The organism is Bradyrhizobium sp. SZCCHNS2022 (assembly GCF_032377575.1).
Classification (GTDB): Bacteria; Pseudomonadota; Alphaproteobacteria; order Rhizobiales; family Xanthobacteraceae; genus Bradyrhizobium; species Bradyrhizobium aeschynomenes.
Window position 1 is genome coordinate 6299854 of record NZ_JAUHHZ010000001.1, and the last position, 17456, is coordinate 6317309.

Consider the following 17456-nt stretch of genomic DNA (forward strand, 5'->3'; position numbering starts at 1 on the left):
CAATGATCGGCGCGCTCGCCCGTAAGCTTTTCGGCTCCGCCAATGACCGCCGCGTCAAGGGCTACCAGTCCCGCGTCAACGCCATCAACGCGCTGGAGCCGGAGCTCGCCAAGCTGTCGGACGAGGCCCTGAAGGCGCGCACCGAGGAGTTCAAGAAGCAGCTCGCCGACGGCAAGACGCTCGACGACATCCTGGTCCCGGCCTTCGCCACCGTCCGCGAGGCCTCCAAGCGCACCCTCGGCCAGCGCCATTTCGACGTCCAGCTGATCGGCGGCATGGTGCTGCACGAAGGCGACATCGCCGAGATGAAGACCGGCGAAGGCAAGACGCTGGTCGCGACCTTGGCGGTCTACCTCAACGCGCTGGCCGGCAACGGCGTCCATGTCGTGACGGTGAATGATTACCTCGCCCGCCGCGACGCCGGCTGGATGAGCCAGATCTACGGCTTCCTCGGCCTCACCACCGGCGTGATCGTGCATGGCCTCGACGATGCCGAGCGCAAGGCGGCCTATGCCTGCGACATCACCTACGGCACCAACAACGAATACGGCTTCGACTATCTGCGCGACAACATGAAGTACCGTCTGGAGGACATGGTCCAGCGCGGGCACTTCTTCGCGATCGTCGACGAGGTGGACTCGATCCTGATCGACGAGGCGCGCACGCCGCTGATCATCTCCGGTCCGCTCGACGACCGTTCCGAGTTCTACAACACCATCGACACCTTCGTGCCCAAGCTCGACAAGACCGACTACGAGGTCGACGAGAAGCAGCGCACGGTCACGTTGACCGAGGCCGGCATGGAGAAGATCGAGACCCTGCTGCGCGATGCCGGCCAGCTCAAGGGCGAGTCGCTGTACGACGTCGAGAACGTCTCCGTCGTGCACCACATCAACCAGGCGCTGCGTGCCCACACCCTGTTCACCCGCGACAAGGACTACATCGTCCGCGACGGCGAGGTGGTGATCATCGACGAGTTCACCGGCCGCATGATGCCGGGCCGCCGCTATTCGGAAGGCCTGCATCAGGCGCTCGAGGCCAAGGAGCACCAGCCGGTGCAGCCCGAGAACCAGACGCTGGCCTCGATCACCTTCCAGAACTACTTCCGCATGTATTCCAAGCTCGCCGGCATGACCGGCACGGCCGCCACCGAGGCCGACGAGCTGTTCGACATCTACAAGCTGGAAGTGCTGGAGATCCCGACCAATCTGCCGGTCGCCCGTCTCGACGAGGACGACGAGGTCTATCGCACCCAGCAGGAGAAATACGCCGCCATCCTCGCCGAGATCGAGCGCGCGAATTCACGCCTGCAGCCGGTGCTGGTCGGCACGGCGTCGATCGAGAAGTCCGAGGTTCTGGCCGCCTATCTGAAGCAGCACGGCTACAAGCAGATCGATTTCGGCAGCGAGCGCGCGCTCGACAAGCTCTACGCGGCGGCCCGCGCCGGCAAGCCGGCCAAACTGTTCGCGGTGCTGAACGCGCGCTTCCACGAGCAGGAAGCCTACATCGTCGCCGAGGCCGGTGTGCCCGGCGCGATCACGATCGCAACCAACATGGCCGGCCGCGGCACCGACATCAAGCTGGGTGGTTCGCTCGAGATGCGCATCCAGCAGGAGGCCGCTGGCATCACCGACGAGGCCGAGAAGGCCGCCAAGATCGAGCAGATCAAGGCCGACATCGCCCGCTTCCGCGAGATCGTGCTGAAGGCCGAGGAGACCGTCGAGATCGAGCCGGCCAAGGGCTCCAAGGCGGCCAAGACCGTGACGAAGCCGGGCGGCCTCTACATCATCGGCTCCGAGCGCCACGAATCCCGCCGCATCGACAACCAGCTGCGCGGCCGCTCCGGCCGCCAGGGCGATCCCGGCCGCTCGAAATTCTTCCTGTCGCTGGAAGACGATCTGATGCGGATCTTCGGCTCCGACCGGCTCGACAGCATGCTGACCCGCCTCGGCCTGAAGGAAGGCGAGGCCATCATCCACCCCTGGATCAACAAGGCGCTGGAGAAGGCACAGCAGAAGGTCGAGGCGCGCAACTTCGACATCCGCAAGAACCTGCTCAAATTCGACAACGTTCAGAACGACCAGCGCAAGGTGATCTTCGACCAGCGCGTCGAGCTGATGCAGGACGAGAGCGTGGTCGAGACCATCACCGACATGCGCCACGCCTTCATCGACGATCTCGTCAGCAAGCACGTGCCCGAGCATGCCTATGCCGAGCAGTGGGATGTCGCCGGCCTGAAGGAGGAGCTGAAGCGCGTGCTCGACCTCGACCTGCCGGTCGAGGACTGGGCCAAGGAAGAGGGCATCGCCGACGAGGAGCTGCTCAAGCGCATCGAGACCCATGCCGACGAGCGCATGGCCGCCAAGGTCGCGCAATGGGGTCCCGACGTGATGCGCTACGTCGAGAAGACCATCCTGCTGCAGACGCTGGACCATCTCTGGCGCGAGCACCTCGTGATGCTCGACCATCTGCGCCAGGTCATCGGCCTGCGCGGCTACGGCCAGCGCGATCCGCTGCAGGAGTACAAGTCGGAAGCCTTCACGCTGTTCGAGGCGATGATCGCGCATCTGCGCGAGGCCGTCACCGCGCAGCTGATGCGCGTCGAGATCGTGCCGCCGGAGGAGCAGCAGCCGGTGTTGCCGCCGATGCAGGCGCATCATGCGGATCCGAACACGGGTGAGGACGAGATGGCCTTCGCCAACGTGTCGCTCGTGCCCTCATCGGGCGCCGCCCCGGTCCCAGCCGAAGCGCGCAACCCGAACGACCCCACGACCTGGGGCAAGATCGGCCGCAACGAGGACTGCCCCTGCGGCAGCGGCAAGAAGTACAAGCACTGCCACGGGCGGTACGCGTAAGCGCGGCCGCCCCCTCACCATCGTCATCGCGAGCGTCGGCGAAGCGATCCAGAGTCCCGCCAACGACTCTGGATTGCTTCGCTTCGCTCGCAATGACGCTGTTGCGCGAGCTGCGCGCCAAATCACCGCTGTCATCCCGGCGAACGCCGGGATCCATAACCACAGGATGATGTGGTGACGCAGGCTGGTCGCTCCAGCGTGCCTGTTACGTCAAACTGGGAGTATCGATCTCGAGTGTCGGCGCACATCGGCGCGATGCGCCGACGTGCTTGCCCGGGACGACACCGAGAGTGGATCACACAGCTTCCGAGGAGGGATCAGGCCGCCTTGGCGGCGTCGACCTGCGCGCCTTCCGCGATCGTCCTTGGCGCCGTGTTGAGCTGCTCGATCGCAAAGCCCGCGGCCTTCTTGTAGTTGGCCATGAAAGCCTCGCGCTCGGCCGGCGGCACAACCTCGTCAATGTTGGTGAACTTGCCGCCGCAGCGCTCGTCGACCAGGTTGAGCAGGCCGAACGGGCCCGCGCCACGGTTGCGCAGGATGACCGCCGAAATCGGGCCGCAAAGCTTCTCGTCATACGCTGCGAGCGCCGCCGGGGTGACGCCGTGCGCCAGCAGCATGGTGCCGAGCACGCGGGCGTCGACGATCGCCTGGCTCGCGCCGTTGCTGCCGGTCGGATACATCGCATGGGCGGCGTCGCCCATCAGCGCGACCGGGCCGTCGACCCAGGTCGAGACCGGATCGCGGTCGATCATCGGGTTCTCATAGGCGCCGTCGGCGCCCGCAATCAGCGCGGGGACGTCGAGCCAGTCGTAGGTCCAGCCCGCGAAATGACGCGCGAACTCGGCTGTCGGCACCTGCCGGAACCAGCCGGTCTGCTTCCAGCCCTCGGTGTTGTCCATCGTCACTTCCGCGATCCAGTTGATCAGCGCCAGCCCCGTCTTGGGATCGGGATGCGAGATCGGATACACCACGACGCGATGCCGGTGGGTGCCCAGCCCCACGAAGGACGAACCGGTGCGCATCGGCTTCGCCCAGGTGACGCCGCGCCACATCACCGCACCGCCCCAATGGATCGGCGGCTGCGTGGGATGCATCTGCGCGCGCACCGCCGAATGAATGCCGTCGGCGCCGATCAGCAGGCGTCCGCGCTGCTCCGAGCGCGAGCCATCGGCATGCTCGATGCGCGCCGTCACGGTGCCATCCGCATTCTTCTCGTAGCCCGCGACGCGGCTGCCGAGCCGCACGGTGGCGGCGCCCGCACGTTGCACCAGCCGGCTGTACAGCAGCATGTGCAGCTTGCCGCGATGCACGGCATATTGCGGCCAGTTGTAGCCGGCGAGCAGCCCGCGCGGCTCGGAGTAGATGTCGTTGCCGTTCAGCCCGACCAGCGCCCATTCCTTCGCGGGCACGCCGACCTGGTCGAGATCATCAGGCCCGATGCCGAGGTCATACAGCTCCCGCACGGCGTTGGGCTGCAAATTGATGCCGACCCCCAGCGGCCGCATCTCGCGCACGCTCTCATAGACGACGCAGGGCACGCCGATCTGCTGCAAGGTCAGCGCGGTTGCAAGGCCGCCGATGCCGCCGCCGGCGATGAGGACAGGAAGGTCGGTCATGGGGCTAGTCCTAGGCATGGTGCGTCGCGCGTGAACTCGAAAGCGGAACAGGTCGGGAGGGCGTCAGAAGGGATAGAGGCGCGGCCCTGTGGCGCGCAGATCGCTCCCCCCTTGATCCCATTCATGGCCAGCGCTGACCGCCGGTCTGATGGTTAAGGCCTAGTTCAGAAGGCCAGCGGAGACAAGGGGAATGGGCAATCCGCGTGGCCGTGGTAGGCTGATGCCCATGCGACATATCCCTGTTTCTCTCTTCGCGGCGCTTTTTCTCGCGGCCGTCAGCAGCCCGGTGACCGCCTTCGATATCGAGGCGCATCGCGGCGGGCGTGCGCTGTATCCGGAGAACACGCTGCAGGCCTTTGCGGCCGCGCTGGCGCTTGGCGTCGGCACGCTCGAGCTCGACGTCGGTGTCACCCGCGATGGCGTGCTGGTCGTCTCGCATGAGCGGCGGCTCAATCCCGATCTCGCAAGGGATGCAGCCGGCAACTACGTCGCGCCGCCCGGGCCGCTACTGATCGATCTGCCGCTGTCTGAAGTGCAGTCCTACGATGTCGGCCAGATCCGTCCCGCTAGCGACTATGCCAAGCAGTTTCCGTTTCAGCAGGTGCTCACCGGCGGCGTGCCGCCGCCGCGGATTCCGACCCTGAAGCAGGTCATCGATCTCGTCCGGCGTTCGGGCGTGGACCACGCGCGCTTGAATATCGAGACCAAGCTCGATCCTGCGCTTACCGGAGAAGCTCCGGAGCCTGATCGGTTCGTCGCCTTGCTGCTCGACCTGATCGAGGCTGAGAACTTCACCGGCCGCGTCATGATCCAGTCGTTCGACTGGCGCACCTTGCAATTGGTGCAGCGGCGCGCACCAAACATCCCGACCGTCTATCTGTCCCGGCAGGGTGGCAAGACGCCGACGGTCTCGCTGACGGGAGCCACGCGCTGGACGGCCGGCTTCAATCCCGCGGATTACGGTGGCTCGCTGCCACGCACAATCAAGGCCGCGGGCGGTAAGGTCTGGTCGCCGTACTACACCGAGGTCTCGCCGGAGCTGGTCGATGAGGCGCATGCGCTCGGTCTGCAGGTCGTGGTGTGGACCGTCAACAAGCCGGAGGACATGGCGCAACTGATGGATGTCGGTGTCGACGGTATCATCTCCGATTGGCCGAACCTGTTGCGTCGTGTTGCGGTCGACAAAGGATTGGCAAAGCCGCTCATATTGGATGTCGAGCGGCTGGAGCCGGGCATTCCGATCAAATAAATGGCGCTCTCACTCTCCACGTCGTCATGGCCGGGCTGTCCCGGCCATCCACGTCGTTCGGCACGCTGAGCACGGCGTGGATGCCCGGGCCTTCGCCGCGCCGAAGCGGCTTCGGCCGCGCAGGCGGGACAAGCCCGGGCATGACGGAGCAACGAACTGACTTGATCGTTTGTTGCGACGGCTCTCCATCTTCACATGAGACGCCGCACGCCAGGAGCCTGGACGGAGGATGACGCGTCCGCCGCTCACCCCATCACCACCTCATGCCGGATCACGAACGGCGCCAGCAAGGTGTGCACCTCGTTCTCGATCGCCTCGCGTTGCTCCGCCGGCACGTTGCGCAGGGTCACCGTGGCGAGGCTGCCGTGGCTGCCATGGGCAGCGACCTTGACGCTGCAATCGATGCCGCGGTCGGTCAGTTGCGACAGCACCTTGGCGAACACCCGCGTCGCGGCGTCCCAGCGCAGCTGCGGCTTGAACACCTTGCCGACGCCGGTCACCGGCATCGGATCGATCGGGATGATCTGCACCGGCACCGCGGCGCGCTCGGGCGTGCGCGCACGCACCCAGTCCTCCAGCTCACCCGGCTGCACGCTCGCGCCAGGCTTGAGCTGGACGTAGCCGATCGGCAGCTCGCCGGCGTAGGCGTCGGGCTGGCCGACCACCGCGGCGAAGCCGACCGAGGGATGCTGGAACAGGATCTCCTCGATCGGCGCCGGATCGATGTTGTGGCCGCCGCGGATCACGAGGTCCTTGGCGCGGCCGGTGATCCACAGGAAGCCGTCGGCATCGAGCCGGCCGAGATCGCCGGAGTTGACCCAATGGCCGTCGACGAAGGCGCCCTTGTTGTGGCCGTCGTCGAGATAGCCGGAGAACACGCCGGGGCCGGCCATGATGACGACGCCGATCTCGTCCGCCGCGCAGTCGCGCTCATAACGGCCGTCGGCGTCGAGCTTGACGATGCGCACTTTTGCGTAGGGCACGGGGAGGCCGACCGAGCCGAGCCGGATCGGCTGGTCCGGATAGGCCATGGTGTGCACGCTCGCCGTCTCGGTCATGCCGTAGACCTCGATCACCGGCAGCTTCAGCTTGTCCATGATCGCCTGGCCCACCGCGACCGGAATCGCGGATCCGCCGCCGGCGGCATAGCGCAGGCTGGAAACGTCGGCGCTACCCTGCGGCACCGCCAGCGTCGCCGCGAGCACGGTCGGCACGCTCGACAGCGTCTCCGGCTTGAAGCGCTCGACCAGACCCCAGATGTTGCGCACCGCATTCGGATTGCGCCAGCCGGCGCCGGAGAGCACGACGAGGCTGCCGCCGGCGGAGAGCGTCTGCAGCGCCTGCGTCAGCGAGCCGCCGACATGGAACAGCGGCATGCCGAACAGCAAGGTGCCGCCGGGCTTGGCCTTCAGGATCAGGTTGATCGCCCAGGCCTGGTAGACCTGGTTGCCGTGGCTGTGACGCACCAGCTTGGGCGTGCCGGTGGTGCCGCCGGTGTGGAAATAGGCTGCGGTGTCGCTGGCCTTGATCTGCCGGCCGCTGACGAGATGATCGTCCGGCTGCGGCTTGATCAGGTCGTTGAAGGCGTGGATGCCGTTGGCCGGATCGCCGCCACCGCCATAGACCTGCACGATCGCCTTGAGGTGTTTCAGGCCGCCGCGGACCTTCTCGACCTTCTGCCAGATGTCGGTGCCGGGCAGGGGGCCGAGCGCCACCAGCACCTTGGTCTTGGCAGCGTCGAGAATCTCGGCGATCTGGTGCGGCTCGAGCAGCGGATTGACGGGATTGGCGATCCCCGCGGCCTCCGCGCCGAACAGCGTGATGAACGCTTCCGGCACCAGCGGCAGCATGAAGCTGACGACATCGTCGGGGCCGACGCCGAGCGCGTGAAACATGTTGGCCGCCTGCGTCACCTTCGCGATCAAGTCGCGATAGGTGATCACGACCGGCGTATCGGCCGGATCGGCATTCTGCAGAAACTGGATCGCCGGCGCGTCCGGATTCGCCGTCGCTCCGCACTTCAGCGCCTCATACGTGCTCTCAGCGGCGATGCGGTCGCCGTAAGGCGTCTGCTCGAAGGCGCGGATGTCAGCCGTGCTGGCGAATGTCGGATAGTCGCTGCCGATGGCGCGATCGAGCAGATGAATGCCCATAGGAATGCCCATGGCCTGTCCTCCCTGTGTCGTGTCCTCGTCCGGCCATGCGAGGCCGGTGATCGCGCGCGGGCTCTGTGGCCCGTTCGTCGCGATCGTCAGATGACAAGATGAGGGAGGATTCGTCTTGCGTCTATCCCGGCGTTGCCGGACGGCCCGACACATTTGCCGCAGTCGAGGGGGCGAGGCGCGGTCAAGTCCTCATGATGCGGCGCGAAGATTACTCCGGCCTCCGCGTCATTGCGAGCGCAGCGAAGCAATCCAGGGTGGTGGGCGGACTCTGGATTGCTTCGCGGAGCCTGTCATCGGGCCGCGGCTTCGCGCGAACCCATTGGCTCGCAATGACGGAAAATAGAGCAGCGCAGCGTCGGCTCAGCTCGCCGCGTCGATCAAATTCTCCAGCAGCCGCTTCAGCTCACCCGTGGCCTTGTCGCCGTAGTTCTCCAGGATGTGCGCCTCCTGGCTGGCGGCCAGCGAGTTCAGCCGCTTGCACAGCGCCTTGCCGCGGTCGCTGATGAACATCAGCACCTTGCGGCGGTCATTCGCATCCTGGCGGCGGTAGACCAGCGAGTCCGACACCATGCGGTCGATCATCTTGGTCAAGGTCGGGTGGTTCAGCAGCACGGCTTCGGCGAGGTCGCCCATCGAATGCCCCTCGCCGTCCGACAGCACCTTGAGGATGCGCCATTGCTCGACGGGCACGCCCTCCGTGCTCAGGCGCGATTCCAACTGCCGGTTGATCTCCCGGTTGGCCTGCGCGAGCAGATAGGCGAGATGTTCGGTGAGGGGGGTGTTGGGATGGGGCGGTTTGGCCACGGTGAATTTCGCTTGCGGTCCCGATTTGAATGAATGTCCGGCAGTTGCTGCCCGATCTATATGCATCCCAATTCTTGAACATTCAACATTTTCGAATAGGATATTTGTCGAACGCGTGCTGATTTTGACGGCGTATGACCGCCGGCCCACAGTGTCGGGCCAACCATGGTTGCGGGCCAAGGAGTGGGTGTGCTCTCGACAGGATCCGTCACGGCCGGGCGCGTCAGCCTGCCGCCATCCCTGCTGTTCAGGAGCCCGCCCCAACGGAGCGGACTGCCGTCGCTGGCCCCGTTCGATCCCGACAGCATCACGCGCCGCGGCTCCCGCAGCAAATTGCGCATCGGCAATTTCATCACCTTCTCCGGCTCGCCCGGCATCTGGGGTCCCGCCGCGACCAACAGCGCGCTGCTGGCCGTGTCCGAGCTCAACCGGCGCGGCGGCATCCTCGGACGCGAGATCGAATTGTCGTTCTACGATTCCGGCGGCCCGGTCGAGGACGTCGTCACGCGCGCCCGTGACGCGCTCGAGTTCGACGGCATCGACATCGTGATGGGCTCGCATATCAGCGCGGTGAGGCTGGCGCTGCGCCGGCTGACACGCGGTCGCATTCCTTATGTCTACACGCCGGTCTACGAAGGCGGCGAGCGCACGTCCGGCGTGATGGCGATCGGCGAGACGCCGCACAGCCAGACGCGGCCGGCGATCCATTGGCTGGCGGAGAACAAGGGCGCCAAGCGCTGGTACCTGATCGGCAGCGATTATGTCTGGCCGTGGCAGTCGCACCGCTCCACCAAGACCTACATCACCGAAGCCGGCGGCCAGGTCGTCGGCGAGGAATTCGTTCCCGTCGGTGAGGACGACCACGAGGCGCATCTGGCGCGCATCCGTGCCGCCAGGCCCGACGTCGTGCTGATCTCGCTGATCGGCACCGACAGCATCACCTTCAACCGGGCGTTCGGCGAATCCGGCCTCGCCGCGACCACCTTGCGTCTCGCCGGCGCCGTCGACGAAACGGTCCTGCTCGGCATCGGCGCCGACAACACCGAGAATCTCTACTCCGCCTCCGGCTATTTCAATTGCATCGGCTCCAAGGCCAATGACGACTTCATGGGCGGTTACACTGCGATGTTCGGCGCGGAGGCGCCGCCGGTCGGCTCCGTCGGCCAGTCCAACTACGAAGGTCTGCGCTTCCTGAAAGCCGCCGCGGAGCGCGCCGGCTCATTGTCCCTGCACCCGCTCGCCGAAGCCGGCCGCAACATCGTCTACTCCGGCCCCCGCGGCGATGTCACCCTCCGTCACGGCCGCGCCGCCATGGCCATGCACCTCGCCGCTGCCGACGGCCTGGATTTCAGGATCATCCGTACGTTCTGAGCGCCGCCCGCGCAGGCGGCTCGCGAGACGTTCCTCTCTCTCCACGTCGTCATGGCCGGGCTTGTCCCGGCCATCCACGTCGGCCGGCAAGCTGAGAACGACGTGGATACCCGGGACAAGCCCGGGCATGACGGAGTAACTGATCGGCAGGATCGCTCGTCAGGGAAGCTCCGCATCTTCACATGTGATAGCCCTGCCCTCCAGGGGAGGGTGGCACCTGCTCACGCAGCTGCGGCGCTCTTGGCCGGCGCTTCCGCGATGAGGGACGGCGCGACCTCCACCTCCCGGATCATCTTGCTGATCGCCTCCTGCGGCATCGGCTTGCCGAACAGAAATCCCTGCACGCTGGTGCAGCCTTCCTCGCGCAGGAAGGCGAGGTGCTGCTCGGTCTCGACGCCTTCGGCCAGCACGGGAATGTTCAGGCTGCGGCCCAAGAGCAGCGTCGCCTTGACGATCGCCGCCGCATGCACGCTGGTCTCGACCGACTGGATGAAGCTCTTGTCGACCTTGATCTTGTCGAACGGAAACACCTGCAGGGTCGACAGCGACGAATAGCCGGTGCCGAAATCGTCCATCGCCACGGTGACGCCGATTGCCTTCAGCGCCTGCATCACCTGCAGCGTGTGCTGACGGTCGGCGATGATGCCGGTCTCCGTCAGCTCGATCTCCAGCCGTTCCGGCGCCAAGCCCGTCTCGCGCAGCACTTCGGCGACACGCTTCGGCAGGTCGTGGTTGAGCTGCATGGGCGCGACGTTGACGGCGACCTTGAACGGCTGGCTCCAGCTCGCCGCGGTGGCGCAGGCGGTGCGCAGCACCCAGTCGCCGATGTCGACGATCAGTCCGGTTTGCTCGGCCATCGGGATGAAATCGTTCGGCGGCACGCGGCCCTTCACCGGATGATTCCAGCGCAGCAGCGCCTCGAAGCCGATGATCCCGCCGCTCTGCGTGTCGTTCTGCACCTGGTAATGCAGCTCGAACTCGTCGCGGATAAGCGCGCGCTTCAGGTCGATCGCGAGCTCGGCACGGCGCCGGCTGGCCTCGTCCATCGACGGCTCGTAGGTGCAGATCTTCCCCTGGCCGAGGCTCTTGGCGCGATACATCGCAAGATCGGCGCGGGTGAGCAGCTCGTCGGCGGTCAGGCCGTGCTCGGGATAGAGCGCGATGCCGATGCTGCAGCCGACCGAGAGGCTGCGCTCCTCCCATTCGACCGGCGTCAGCACCAGCGTGCGGATGCGTTCGGCGAATTTCGCCGCTTCTGTGCGCGCGAAGATCTCGCTCTTGACCGCGACGAACTCGTCGCCGCCGATCCGCGCCAGGAATTCGCCGGGCTGCAACGTCGCCGCGATGCGCCGGGCGATCGTGGTGAGCACGGCGTCGCCGGCGGCATGGCCATGCGCGTCGTTGATGTCCTTGAACCGGTCGAGGTCGATCGCGAGCACCACCAGATGCGCGGTCTCGTCGCCTTCCGCCAGCAGCGGCGTCAGCCGCTGTCCGAGGCCGTTGCGGTTGGGCAGGCCGGTGAGCGGGTCCTGCAGCGCCAGCTGCCGATAACCTTCGACCGCCTCCTGCGCCGCCTGCATGTCGATCATGTAGGCCGAGGCCGCCATCGCCATGATCAGGCCGATGCCGGTGACGATGCTGATCAGCATCACGCCGTCGGACAGCGCCTGCGCGGGCGCATCGGCTCCGGCCATCGGCGCCAAGGTAAGGGCCGCCATGCCGGTGAAATGCAGGCTGAGGATCGCCAGCACCATCGCCAGCGAGCTGCCATATTTGCAGAAGCGCGTGACCGGGCGCGCGATCCGGTTGGCGGCGACGGCGCCGAAGCCCATTGCCAGCACGATCGAGAGCCAGATCGCCGGCGCGTGCCACGTCCTGATGCCCTGGAGATTGAGTGCGCCCATGCCGGTGTAATGCATCGCGGCGATGCCGAAGCCGAACACCGCGCCGCCGATCTCGATCAGCGGGCCACGCTGCGTGCGGGTGGTGATGAAGAAGCCGAGCCAGGAAAACGCGACGGCGAGGCCGAGCGAAGCAAAGGTGAGGCCCGCTTCGAACGAGCGGTTGCCGGGCGCGTCATAGCCGAGGATGGCGGCGAAATGCGTCGTCCACACCGTGCCGCCGGCGACCAGCCCGGCCAGAAACAGCAGATGAAGCCGGCGCAGGCCGGCGTTGCGGCGAACGCGCGCGAGCAGGCGCATCGACAGGATGGAGCCGAGCACACAGACCAGCAGCGCGGCGGTGACATAGCGCAGATCATGGTTGGCAGGCAGGCAGGACAGGATCGTCAACATCGGCAATGAACCCTCACGCAGGCCAGCTACGAACCAAGGCGCGCCGCGTTTTGGCGCACGGGATTCGCGGTTAGCAAAGCGTCAACGCGAGGCAGCACATCTGCCCGCGCCAAATCACGCATCCAAGTCATGCCTGAGGTCTGCAAGCCGATGATTAAGGGCGGCGCGATGGTCTTCTGGTTCCCAGAAGGAACCGGGGACATCGTGACGAAAAGACCAACGACGCGTGTCACTCTGTGCCGAGCTGGAACCGGCCGCCTGTTCGCTGGCCACATCGCGCGGCAACGGCCTTGTCGGTGACGACCGGCGGCGAGGTGCCCCGTAGCAGCCGATGGCGGTGATCTCGTTGTCGCGAACGACGCCAGCGCGCGGCGCGTCTCCGGACGAGGCTTCGCCTCGCCGGGACCATGCGGCCCGTGAGCGCCCGGCACGCTCCGTTGGGTTGCTCCGTTGCCCCGCCCCCCTCGGCCGCAGCCGCCCGCGCCACACGCGCTTTTGTGAAACCCCCGGGCCGGAACGGGTTGCCGCTCCATGACGGAATTAATACGATCCGATGTCAGTCACATGAAAATTGGAGTGCCGGATGCGTGCGCAGTCGCGAGCCCTGTCGAACCCCGTCGCCCTGTGGTGGGCGATGCTGACCCTCGTCAGCCTCGCCAACATCGTGTTCTGGTTCATCCTGTATCGCCAGCTGCATGGCGGCAGCGTCGCCGTCAGCCAGTCGCCGGAGACCGGCCAGATGCTGGCGCTGTCGGCGGCCTATGTGTTCGGCTGCGCCTTCCGCTCGGTGCTGCCGCGCGCCGACGTGCAGCGCATCTGCCTGGTCGACAGCTGGCTGTCGAGCGTGTTCGTCGGCCGCACCGTCGCGACCATCGCCGAGATCGCCTTTGCGGCGCAGTGGGCGATCATCCTGGCGCAGCTCGGCGCCATCGCGGATGCGGAGACCGCCGTCAACATGGCGCGCCTGATCGTGCCGATCATCGTCGTCGCCGAGATCTGCTCCTGGTACGCCGTCGTCACCAAGAACTTCCTCTACAACGCGATCGAGAATTCGCTGTGGGCGGTGGCCTTCCTGTTCGTCGGCATCGGCCTCGGCCGTCTGCTGCCGGAGTTCGACGGACTGGTGCGCGGGCTCTTGATCGCAGGCCTGATCGGCATCGCCTGCTATCTCGCCTTCCTCGTCGTGATCGACGTGCCGATGTATGTGAAGCGCTGGCGCATCGAGCGCGCCGCCGGCAAGCCGCTGCTGCATCCGCTGGTCGGATTGCGCGATTCCGCGACGCAGTGGACGGTCACCCACGAATTCGAGCACTGGAAGGAAGAGATCGCCTGGATGTCGCTGTATTTCAGCGCCGCGGTCTGGGGCTCCCTGGCGCTGTGCGCGCTGTCGGCGATGAATGGTCCCACGCCGCAGGTTCGCGCCCAGGCCGCGGCGCCGTCCGCCATCGTCCAGCCGGCGGCGCTGCGCTGAGCTTGAGAACCGCGACGAACGACCCGCGGTGATCCGCACCGCGGGTCGTCGTGCCGGCGGCCTCAGCCATGCATCGCGAAGTGATGCGAATCGTCCATCTGGACGACGTGGCTGTAGTCGACATGCGGGGCGTCGTGTCCGCCACCGGCGTGACCGATGTCGAAGTTCGGCGGAACGATGCCGGTGTTGCCGCTGTGGCCGTGGTCGCCGAAATTGTCGACGATGATCGGACCGTGCGACGAACCTTCGCCATGCAGCGGTCCGGCGAGTCCGAGCCCGGAGCCTTCGCCGCTGTGGCTGTCGCTCGACTGCTGGATCGCCGAGGCGATCGAGTCCCAGAACCCGCCATGGCTGCCGCCATCCCCCGCGCCGATCACGATGCTGCCGTCGCTGCGCAGGCCGTCCTGCGCCAGCTTGAAGATGTCGCCGATCGCGGCGCCGAGATCGCCATGGCTGAGATCGTTGACCAGCGCGCCGAGGTCGTGGCCGATCGCTTCGAGCTGATGGCCGACGGAATGGGCCAGGTCGCCCGCGGTCTCGGCCAGTCCATTGACGCCCTCGCCGACGAAGTGGCCGACGCCGTCCACCACTGCCGTGCCGACCGCATCGGCGCCATGCGCGATGCCCGAAATCGCTTCGCCGATCGGACCGCCGATGATGTGGCCCGCTGCCGAGGCTGCGTCGGTGGCGACGCCGATGGCGCCATCCGCCACCGCCACGCCGGCCTCGAAGCCACCCTTGACGACCGCACCTGCCGCGTCGAGCGCCTGCTCGCCGACGTCGGCAGCCGTGCCGACGATGGTGCCGGCCATGTCGAGTGCGCCCTGACCGATCGCTCCTGCCGCCTCCACGCCGGCTTCGCCGACGCCGACCGCGGTGTGCACGACGTCGCCGGCAACATCGATCGCGCCATGCGCCACGTCGCCGACAACCGCCAGCCCGCCATCGACGATGTGGCCGCCGATATGCTGCACGTCGTTGATCACGCCGTTGAGGTCGCCATGCACGAGATGGCCGAGGCCGGACGCGACGTCGCTGACGACGTTGACGCCGGTGTGAACGATGTCGCCGCCGACATGCACCACGGTCGACGCGACGTCTTCGACGGTGTGAAGCAGGCCGCCACCGACCGCTTCCACGCCATGCCCGACTGCGCCGAGCACACCTCCCACGGTGTGAATCGCCTCGCCGCCGAGCTCGCCGAGCCCGTGCACGACGCTGCCCACCGCATGCACCGCATCGCCGGCCACATGCTCCACCGTGTCGACCACGGCCGAGGCCGCACCGCCCACGGCACCCGCCACATCGCTCGCCACATCCTTCACGTCGTCCACGACCGAACTGACGGCGTCGGTCACATCATCCCAAAATCCCATGGTCCTGCTCCTCGGTTGCGCCACCTCGCCTCGGGTGACGGCGCCGTTGTCGCAGATGCTGGCCGCGTCCTCCGTGCGCGGCATCACGCAAGGGTCTCGCTCCCGGCGTGACCGACCCAGCCATGCCAGGTCAGCGCAGAAAAGAACGGGCGGCTGTCGCGGAAGCCGCCGTCGCGCAGGACCGCGCCATCCTCGTCGGGGCTGAGCATGTTGGTGCTGGCCTCGATGGTCGCGCGCATCGAGATGGCCTGCTCGGCGGCGACGCCGGAGGCAACGGCATAGGCCGCATAGCGATCGAGCCAAAGCGCCCTCTCGATCGGCTCCCTGGGCAGGCAGCCATGGGCAACCACGAACGACGCGCCGGGGCGGAGCCGGTCGTGCACGGCGCGCACCGTCCGCAAACGCTCCGGCGCCGGAAGAAAGTGGAGCGTCAGCAGGCAGGTCGCCGCGTCAAACGGGCCGGCCGGCGCATCGTCGATGGTGCCTTCGATCAAGTCGACCCGGCTCATCCGCGCGCCAAGCGTGCGTTCGGCGAGTTGCAGCATCTGCGGCGACGGATCGACGCCGACGAATGTCCAGGACGGGTGGGCATCGGCCAACGCACTGAGCTCGAGCCCGCCACCCGCGCCCAGCACGAGCACCTTCGCATGTTCGGGCGCCCGTTCAGCAAGCAGGATGGCCGTCATCCGATGCAGCCCATCGAGCCCGGGCACGAAGCGCCGTGGTCCGTCGGTGTAGCGTGCGACGAATTCGGGATCGGAAAACGCGCGGATGAATTGCCGGGCGCCGTCGGTGATGTCAGCCGTCATGACAAACGTCTCCTTTGCGAGGCCGCTTTCGGCGTTCGAGGCGGGCGTGGAAATCAGCGCTCAGGGCCGCGAGCGTGATGGCGCCGAGACGGGCCAGCAGCAGCGCCTCCGCAGCCTGGATGGAGGTGTCGAGCGCCGCGTTGACGGCCTGTTCGACGAGGCAGTCCGGATGCTCGGTTCGATTGCCGATCGCGAACAGCGATGGCCGTCCGAGGGAATCGTAGATGTCGCGCAGGCTGACGGTGGCCAGATCGCAGGCGAGTGTCCATCCGCCGCCATGGCCCTTGTCGGAGCGCACATAGCCGCTGTCCCGGAGTCCGGCCATGGTTCTGCGGATCACGACCGGATTGGTCTGCATCATCAGGGCGAGGGCCTCGGAGGTCACCGGGCCGTCCTGCTCCGCCATGTGGAGCAGGACGTGAAGGATGCCGGACAGCTGGCTGTTGGGTCTCATGTAACTTTCGGTATTACATGATGTGCCTGCCGTCAACCGTCCGGCCGCGGGGCGTCGCGGCTGCGACGCTCGGTCCGCGACCCGTCGGGCGACTCGGTGCGTCCTCTCGCGTTCGGCAGGCGCAGCCCCGCATCGATCCCGCCGAAAAATGTCTGCGCGCAGAAAATGATTTCGGCTGCGCGTTCAAGCTGATTTGGGCTGTCCAGTCCCGTCAGCGAAAATATTCAGCTTCGCGTTTTCGGAAGTTTATGATCTTCTCGCGTTGTCCCGCCTCATCGACGAGGGGCGCTGCGCGGTCGTCACGAAGCGTGGAGTGCGGGATGTGGTGGGCGGGCCGGTTTGCAGCGTGAGCAGTCGCGCGGACGAACAACATCGGCCCGTACGGTCAAGTCGCGTGGTCCTGGCCTCCCGATGCTGAGGTCAAGCCGGCCGATGATGCCTCGTGCATCTCGCCGGTGATGGGGGCAAGAAAGCCCGGTCCCCAGGGAGATCGCGAAGCAGCCGTTCAAACCATCGCGCAGGGAGGGCCGGGTCGTTCCGGCTGGACCTGTGGTACCTGCCGCCTGCATTTTTTTCGCAGGCGGGCCACGGGCCTCAGTCGAGGCCCGGCCTTCCCTGCACCCTCGGTTTGGAAGAGGGTGAGATCGATGCATCACTCGGACGCCATGGGGCGCCGCGAGGACAGAAACGCATGTCCGAGAATGCAGTCTGAGACCGTTGTCCACGCCAGCGCCGCCGATGCGCTGCTCACCCTCCCCCCTCCAGGGCAGGGCTATCGCATATGGTCAATCTGAGTGTGTCGCGAAACCGTCTCCACATCGTCATGCCCGGGACAAGCCCGGCCATGACGACGCGGAGGGAGATGGGCGCAAAACATCGATCGCCATATGCGATAGCCCTGCCCCTCCAGGGGAGGGTGGCAGCGAGCATGCGGCGTCATTGTCGTCAAACATCAGCCCTGCGAGGCAGCGCGCCGCCCGCAGGTCCCGCGA

The 17456-nt window shown here is 66.7% G+C and carries 11 protein-coding genes; 4 read left to right on the plus strand and 7 right to left on the minus strand.

What is annotated here, in order from left to right; genetic code table 11:
- Positions 1 to 2: 2 nt before the first annotated feature.
- Entirely contained in the window at positions 3 to 2855 is a 2853-nt protein-coding gene (secA, locus tag QXZ94_RS28220; protein ID WP_315723930.1) for a preprotein translocase subunit SecA, read from the plus strand.
- Between the two features lie 317 nt (positions 2856 to 3172).
- Here secA and QXZ94_RS28225 read toward each other — a convergent pair whose 3' ends face one another.
- The gene (locus tag QXZ94_RS28225; RefSeq protein WP_315723932.1) at positions 3173 to 4471 is read right to left on the minus strand and encodes a flavin-dependent oxidoreductase; all 1299 of its coding nucleotides are present in this window, start codon (positions 4469 to 4471) and stop codon (positions 3173 to 3175) included.
- Between the two features lie 220 nt (positions 4472 to 4691).
- On the opposite strand from QXZ94_RS28225, the gene QXZ94_RS28230 reads away from it, so the two are divergent.
- On the plus strand, positions 4692 to 5720 hold the full coding sequence (locus QXZ94_RS28230) for a glycerophosphodiester phosphodiesterase (RefSeq protein WP_409998772.1): 1029 nt from the start codon (positions 4692 to 4694) through the stop codon (positions 5718 to 5720).
- Between the two features lie 245 nt (positions 5721 to 5965).
- Here the strand turns inward: QXZ94_RS28230 and QXZ94_RS28235 are convergent, their stop codons facing one another.
- The gene (locus QXZ94_RS28235) at positions 5966 to 7885 is read right to left on the minus strand and encodes an acyl-CoA synthetase (RefSeq protein WP_315723936.1); all 1920 of its coding nucleotides are present in this window, start codon (positions 7883 to 7885) and stop codon (positions 5966 to 5968) included.
- 360 nt (positions 7886 to 8245) lie between these two features.
- Positions 8246 to 8689 (minus strand): MarR family transcriptional regulator, encoded by a 444-nt coding sequence (locus QXZ94_RS28240; RefSeq protein ID WP_315723938.1) that lies wholly within the window; start codon positions 8687 to 8689, stop codon positions 8246 to 8248.
- Positions 8690 to 8878: 189 nt separating this feature from the next.
- Between QXZ94_RS28240 and QXZ94_RS28245 the strand changes: the two genes are divergently transcribed.
- Positions 8879 to 10060 carry a substrate-binding domain-containing protein gene (locus QXZ94_RS28245; RefSeq protein WP_315723940.1) on the plus strand — a complete coding sequence of 394 codons (1182 nt, stop codon included), beginning with the start codon at positions 8879 to 8881 and terminating at the stop codon, positions 10058 to 10060.
- A 221-nt stretch (positions 10061 to 10281) separates the two neighbouring features.
- On the opposite strand, the gene QXZ94_RS28250 is transcribed toward QXZ94_RS28245, so the two are convergent.
- Positions 10282 to 12354, minus strand: a complete 2073-nt coding sequence (locus QXZ94_RS28250; protein ID WP_315726574.1) for a putative bifunctional diguanylate cyclase/phosphodiesterase — start codon at positions 12352 to 12354, stop codon at positions 10282 to 10284.
- A 583-nt stretch (positions 12355 to 12937) separates the two neighbouring features.
- On the opposite strand from QXZ94_RS28250, the gene QXZ94_RS28255 reads away from it, so the two are divergent.
- The gene (locus tag QXZ94_RS28255; protein ID WP_315723942.1) at positions 12938 to 13825 is read left to right on the plus strand and encodes a hypothetical protein; all 888 of its coding nucleotides are present in this window, start codon (positions 12938 to 12940) and stop codon (positions 13823 to 13825) included.
- A gap of 62 nt (positions 13826 to 13887) precedes the next feature.
- On the opposite strand, the gene QXZ94_RS28260 is transcribed toward QXZ94_RS28255, so the two are convergent.
- The 3 genes from QXZ94_RS28260 to QXZ94_RS28270 form a co-directional block, all read right to left on the minus strand.
- Entirely contained in the window at positions 13888 to 15201 is a 1314-nt protein-coding gene (locus QXZ94_RS28260) for a hypothetical protein (protein WP_315723944.1), read from the minus strand.
- An 83-nt stretch (positions 15202 to 15284) separates the two neighbouring features.
- On the minus strand, positions 15285 to 16010 hold the full coding sequence (locus tag QXZ94_RS28265; protein WP_315723946.1) for a class I SAM-dependent methyltransferase: 726 nt from the start codon (positions 16008 to 16010) through the stop codon (positions 15285 to 15287).
- Entirely contained in the window at positions 16000 to 16464 is a 465-nt protein-coding gene (locus QXZ94_RS28270; RefSeq protein WP_315723948.1) for an Rrf2 family transcriptional regulator, read from the minus strand. Before QXZ94_RS28270 ends, QXZ94_RS28265 begins: the two co-directional genes overlap by 11 nt.
- Between the last annotated feature and the right edge of the window lie 992 nt (positions 16465 to 17456).

Bases quoted from the DNA above. Each gene is read 5' to 3' on its own strand.
- QXZ94_RS28255 (WP_315723942.1), top strand. From the start codon at position 12,938: ATGCGTGCGCAGTCGCGAGCCCTGTCGAACCCCGTCGCCCTGTGGTGG.
- QXZ94_RS28260 (WP_315723944.1), bottom strand. From the start codon at position 15,201: ATGGGATTTTGGGATGATGTGACCGACGCCGTCAGTTCGGTCGTGGAC.
- QXZ94_RS28270 (WP_315723948.1), bottom strand. From the start codon at position 16,464: ATGAGACCCAACAGCCAGCTGTCCGGCATCCTTCACGTCCTGCTCCAC.
- secA (WP_315723930.1), top strand. From the start codon at position 3: ATGATCGGCGCGCTCGCCCGTAAGCTTTTCGGCTCCGCCAATGACCGC.
- QXZ94_RS28235 (WP_315723936.1), bottom strand. From the start codon at position 7,885: ATGGGCATTCCTATGGGCATTCATCTGCTCGATCGCGCCATCGGCAGC.
- QXZ94_RS28250 (WP_315726574.1), bottom strand. From the start codon at position 12,354: ATGTTGACGATCCTGTCCTGCCTGCCTGCCAACCATGATCTGCGCTAT.
- QXZ94_RS28230 (WP_409998772.1), top strand. From the start codon at position 4,692: ATGCCCATGCGACATATCCCTGTTTCTCTCTTCGCGGCGCTTTTTCTC.
- QXZ94_RS28265 (WP_315723946.1), bottom strand. From the start codon at position 16,010: ATGACGGCTGACATCACCGACGGCGCCCGGCAATTCATCCGCGCGTTT.
- QXZ94_RS28225 (WP_315723932.1), bottom strand. From the start codon at position 4,471: ATGACCGACCTTCCTGTCCTCATCGCCGGCGGCGGCATCGGCGGCCTT.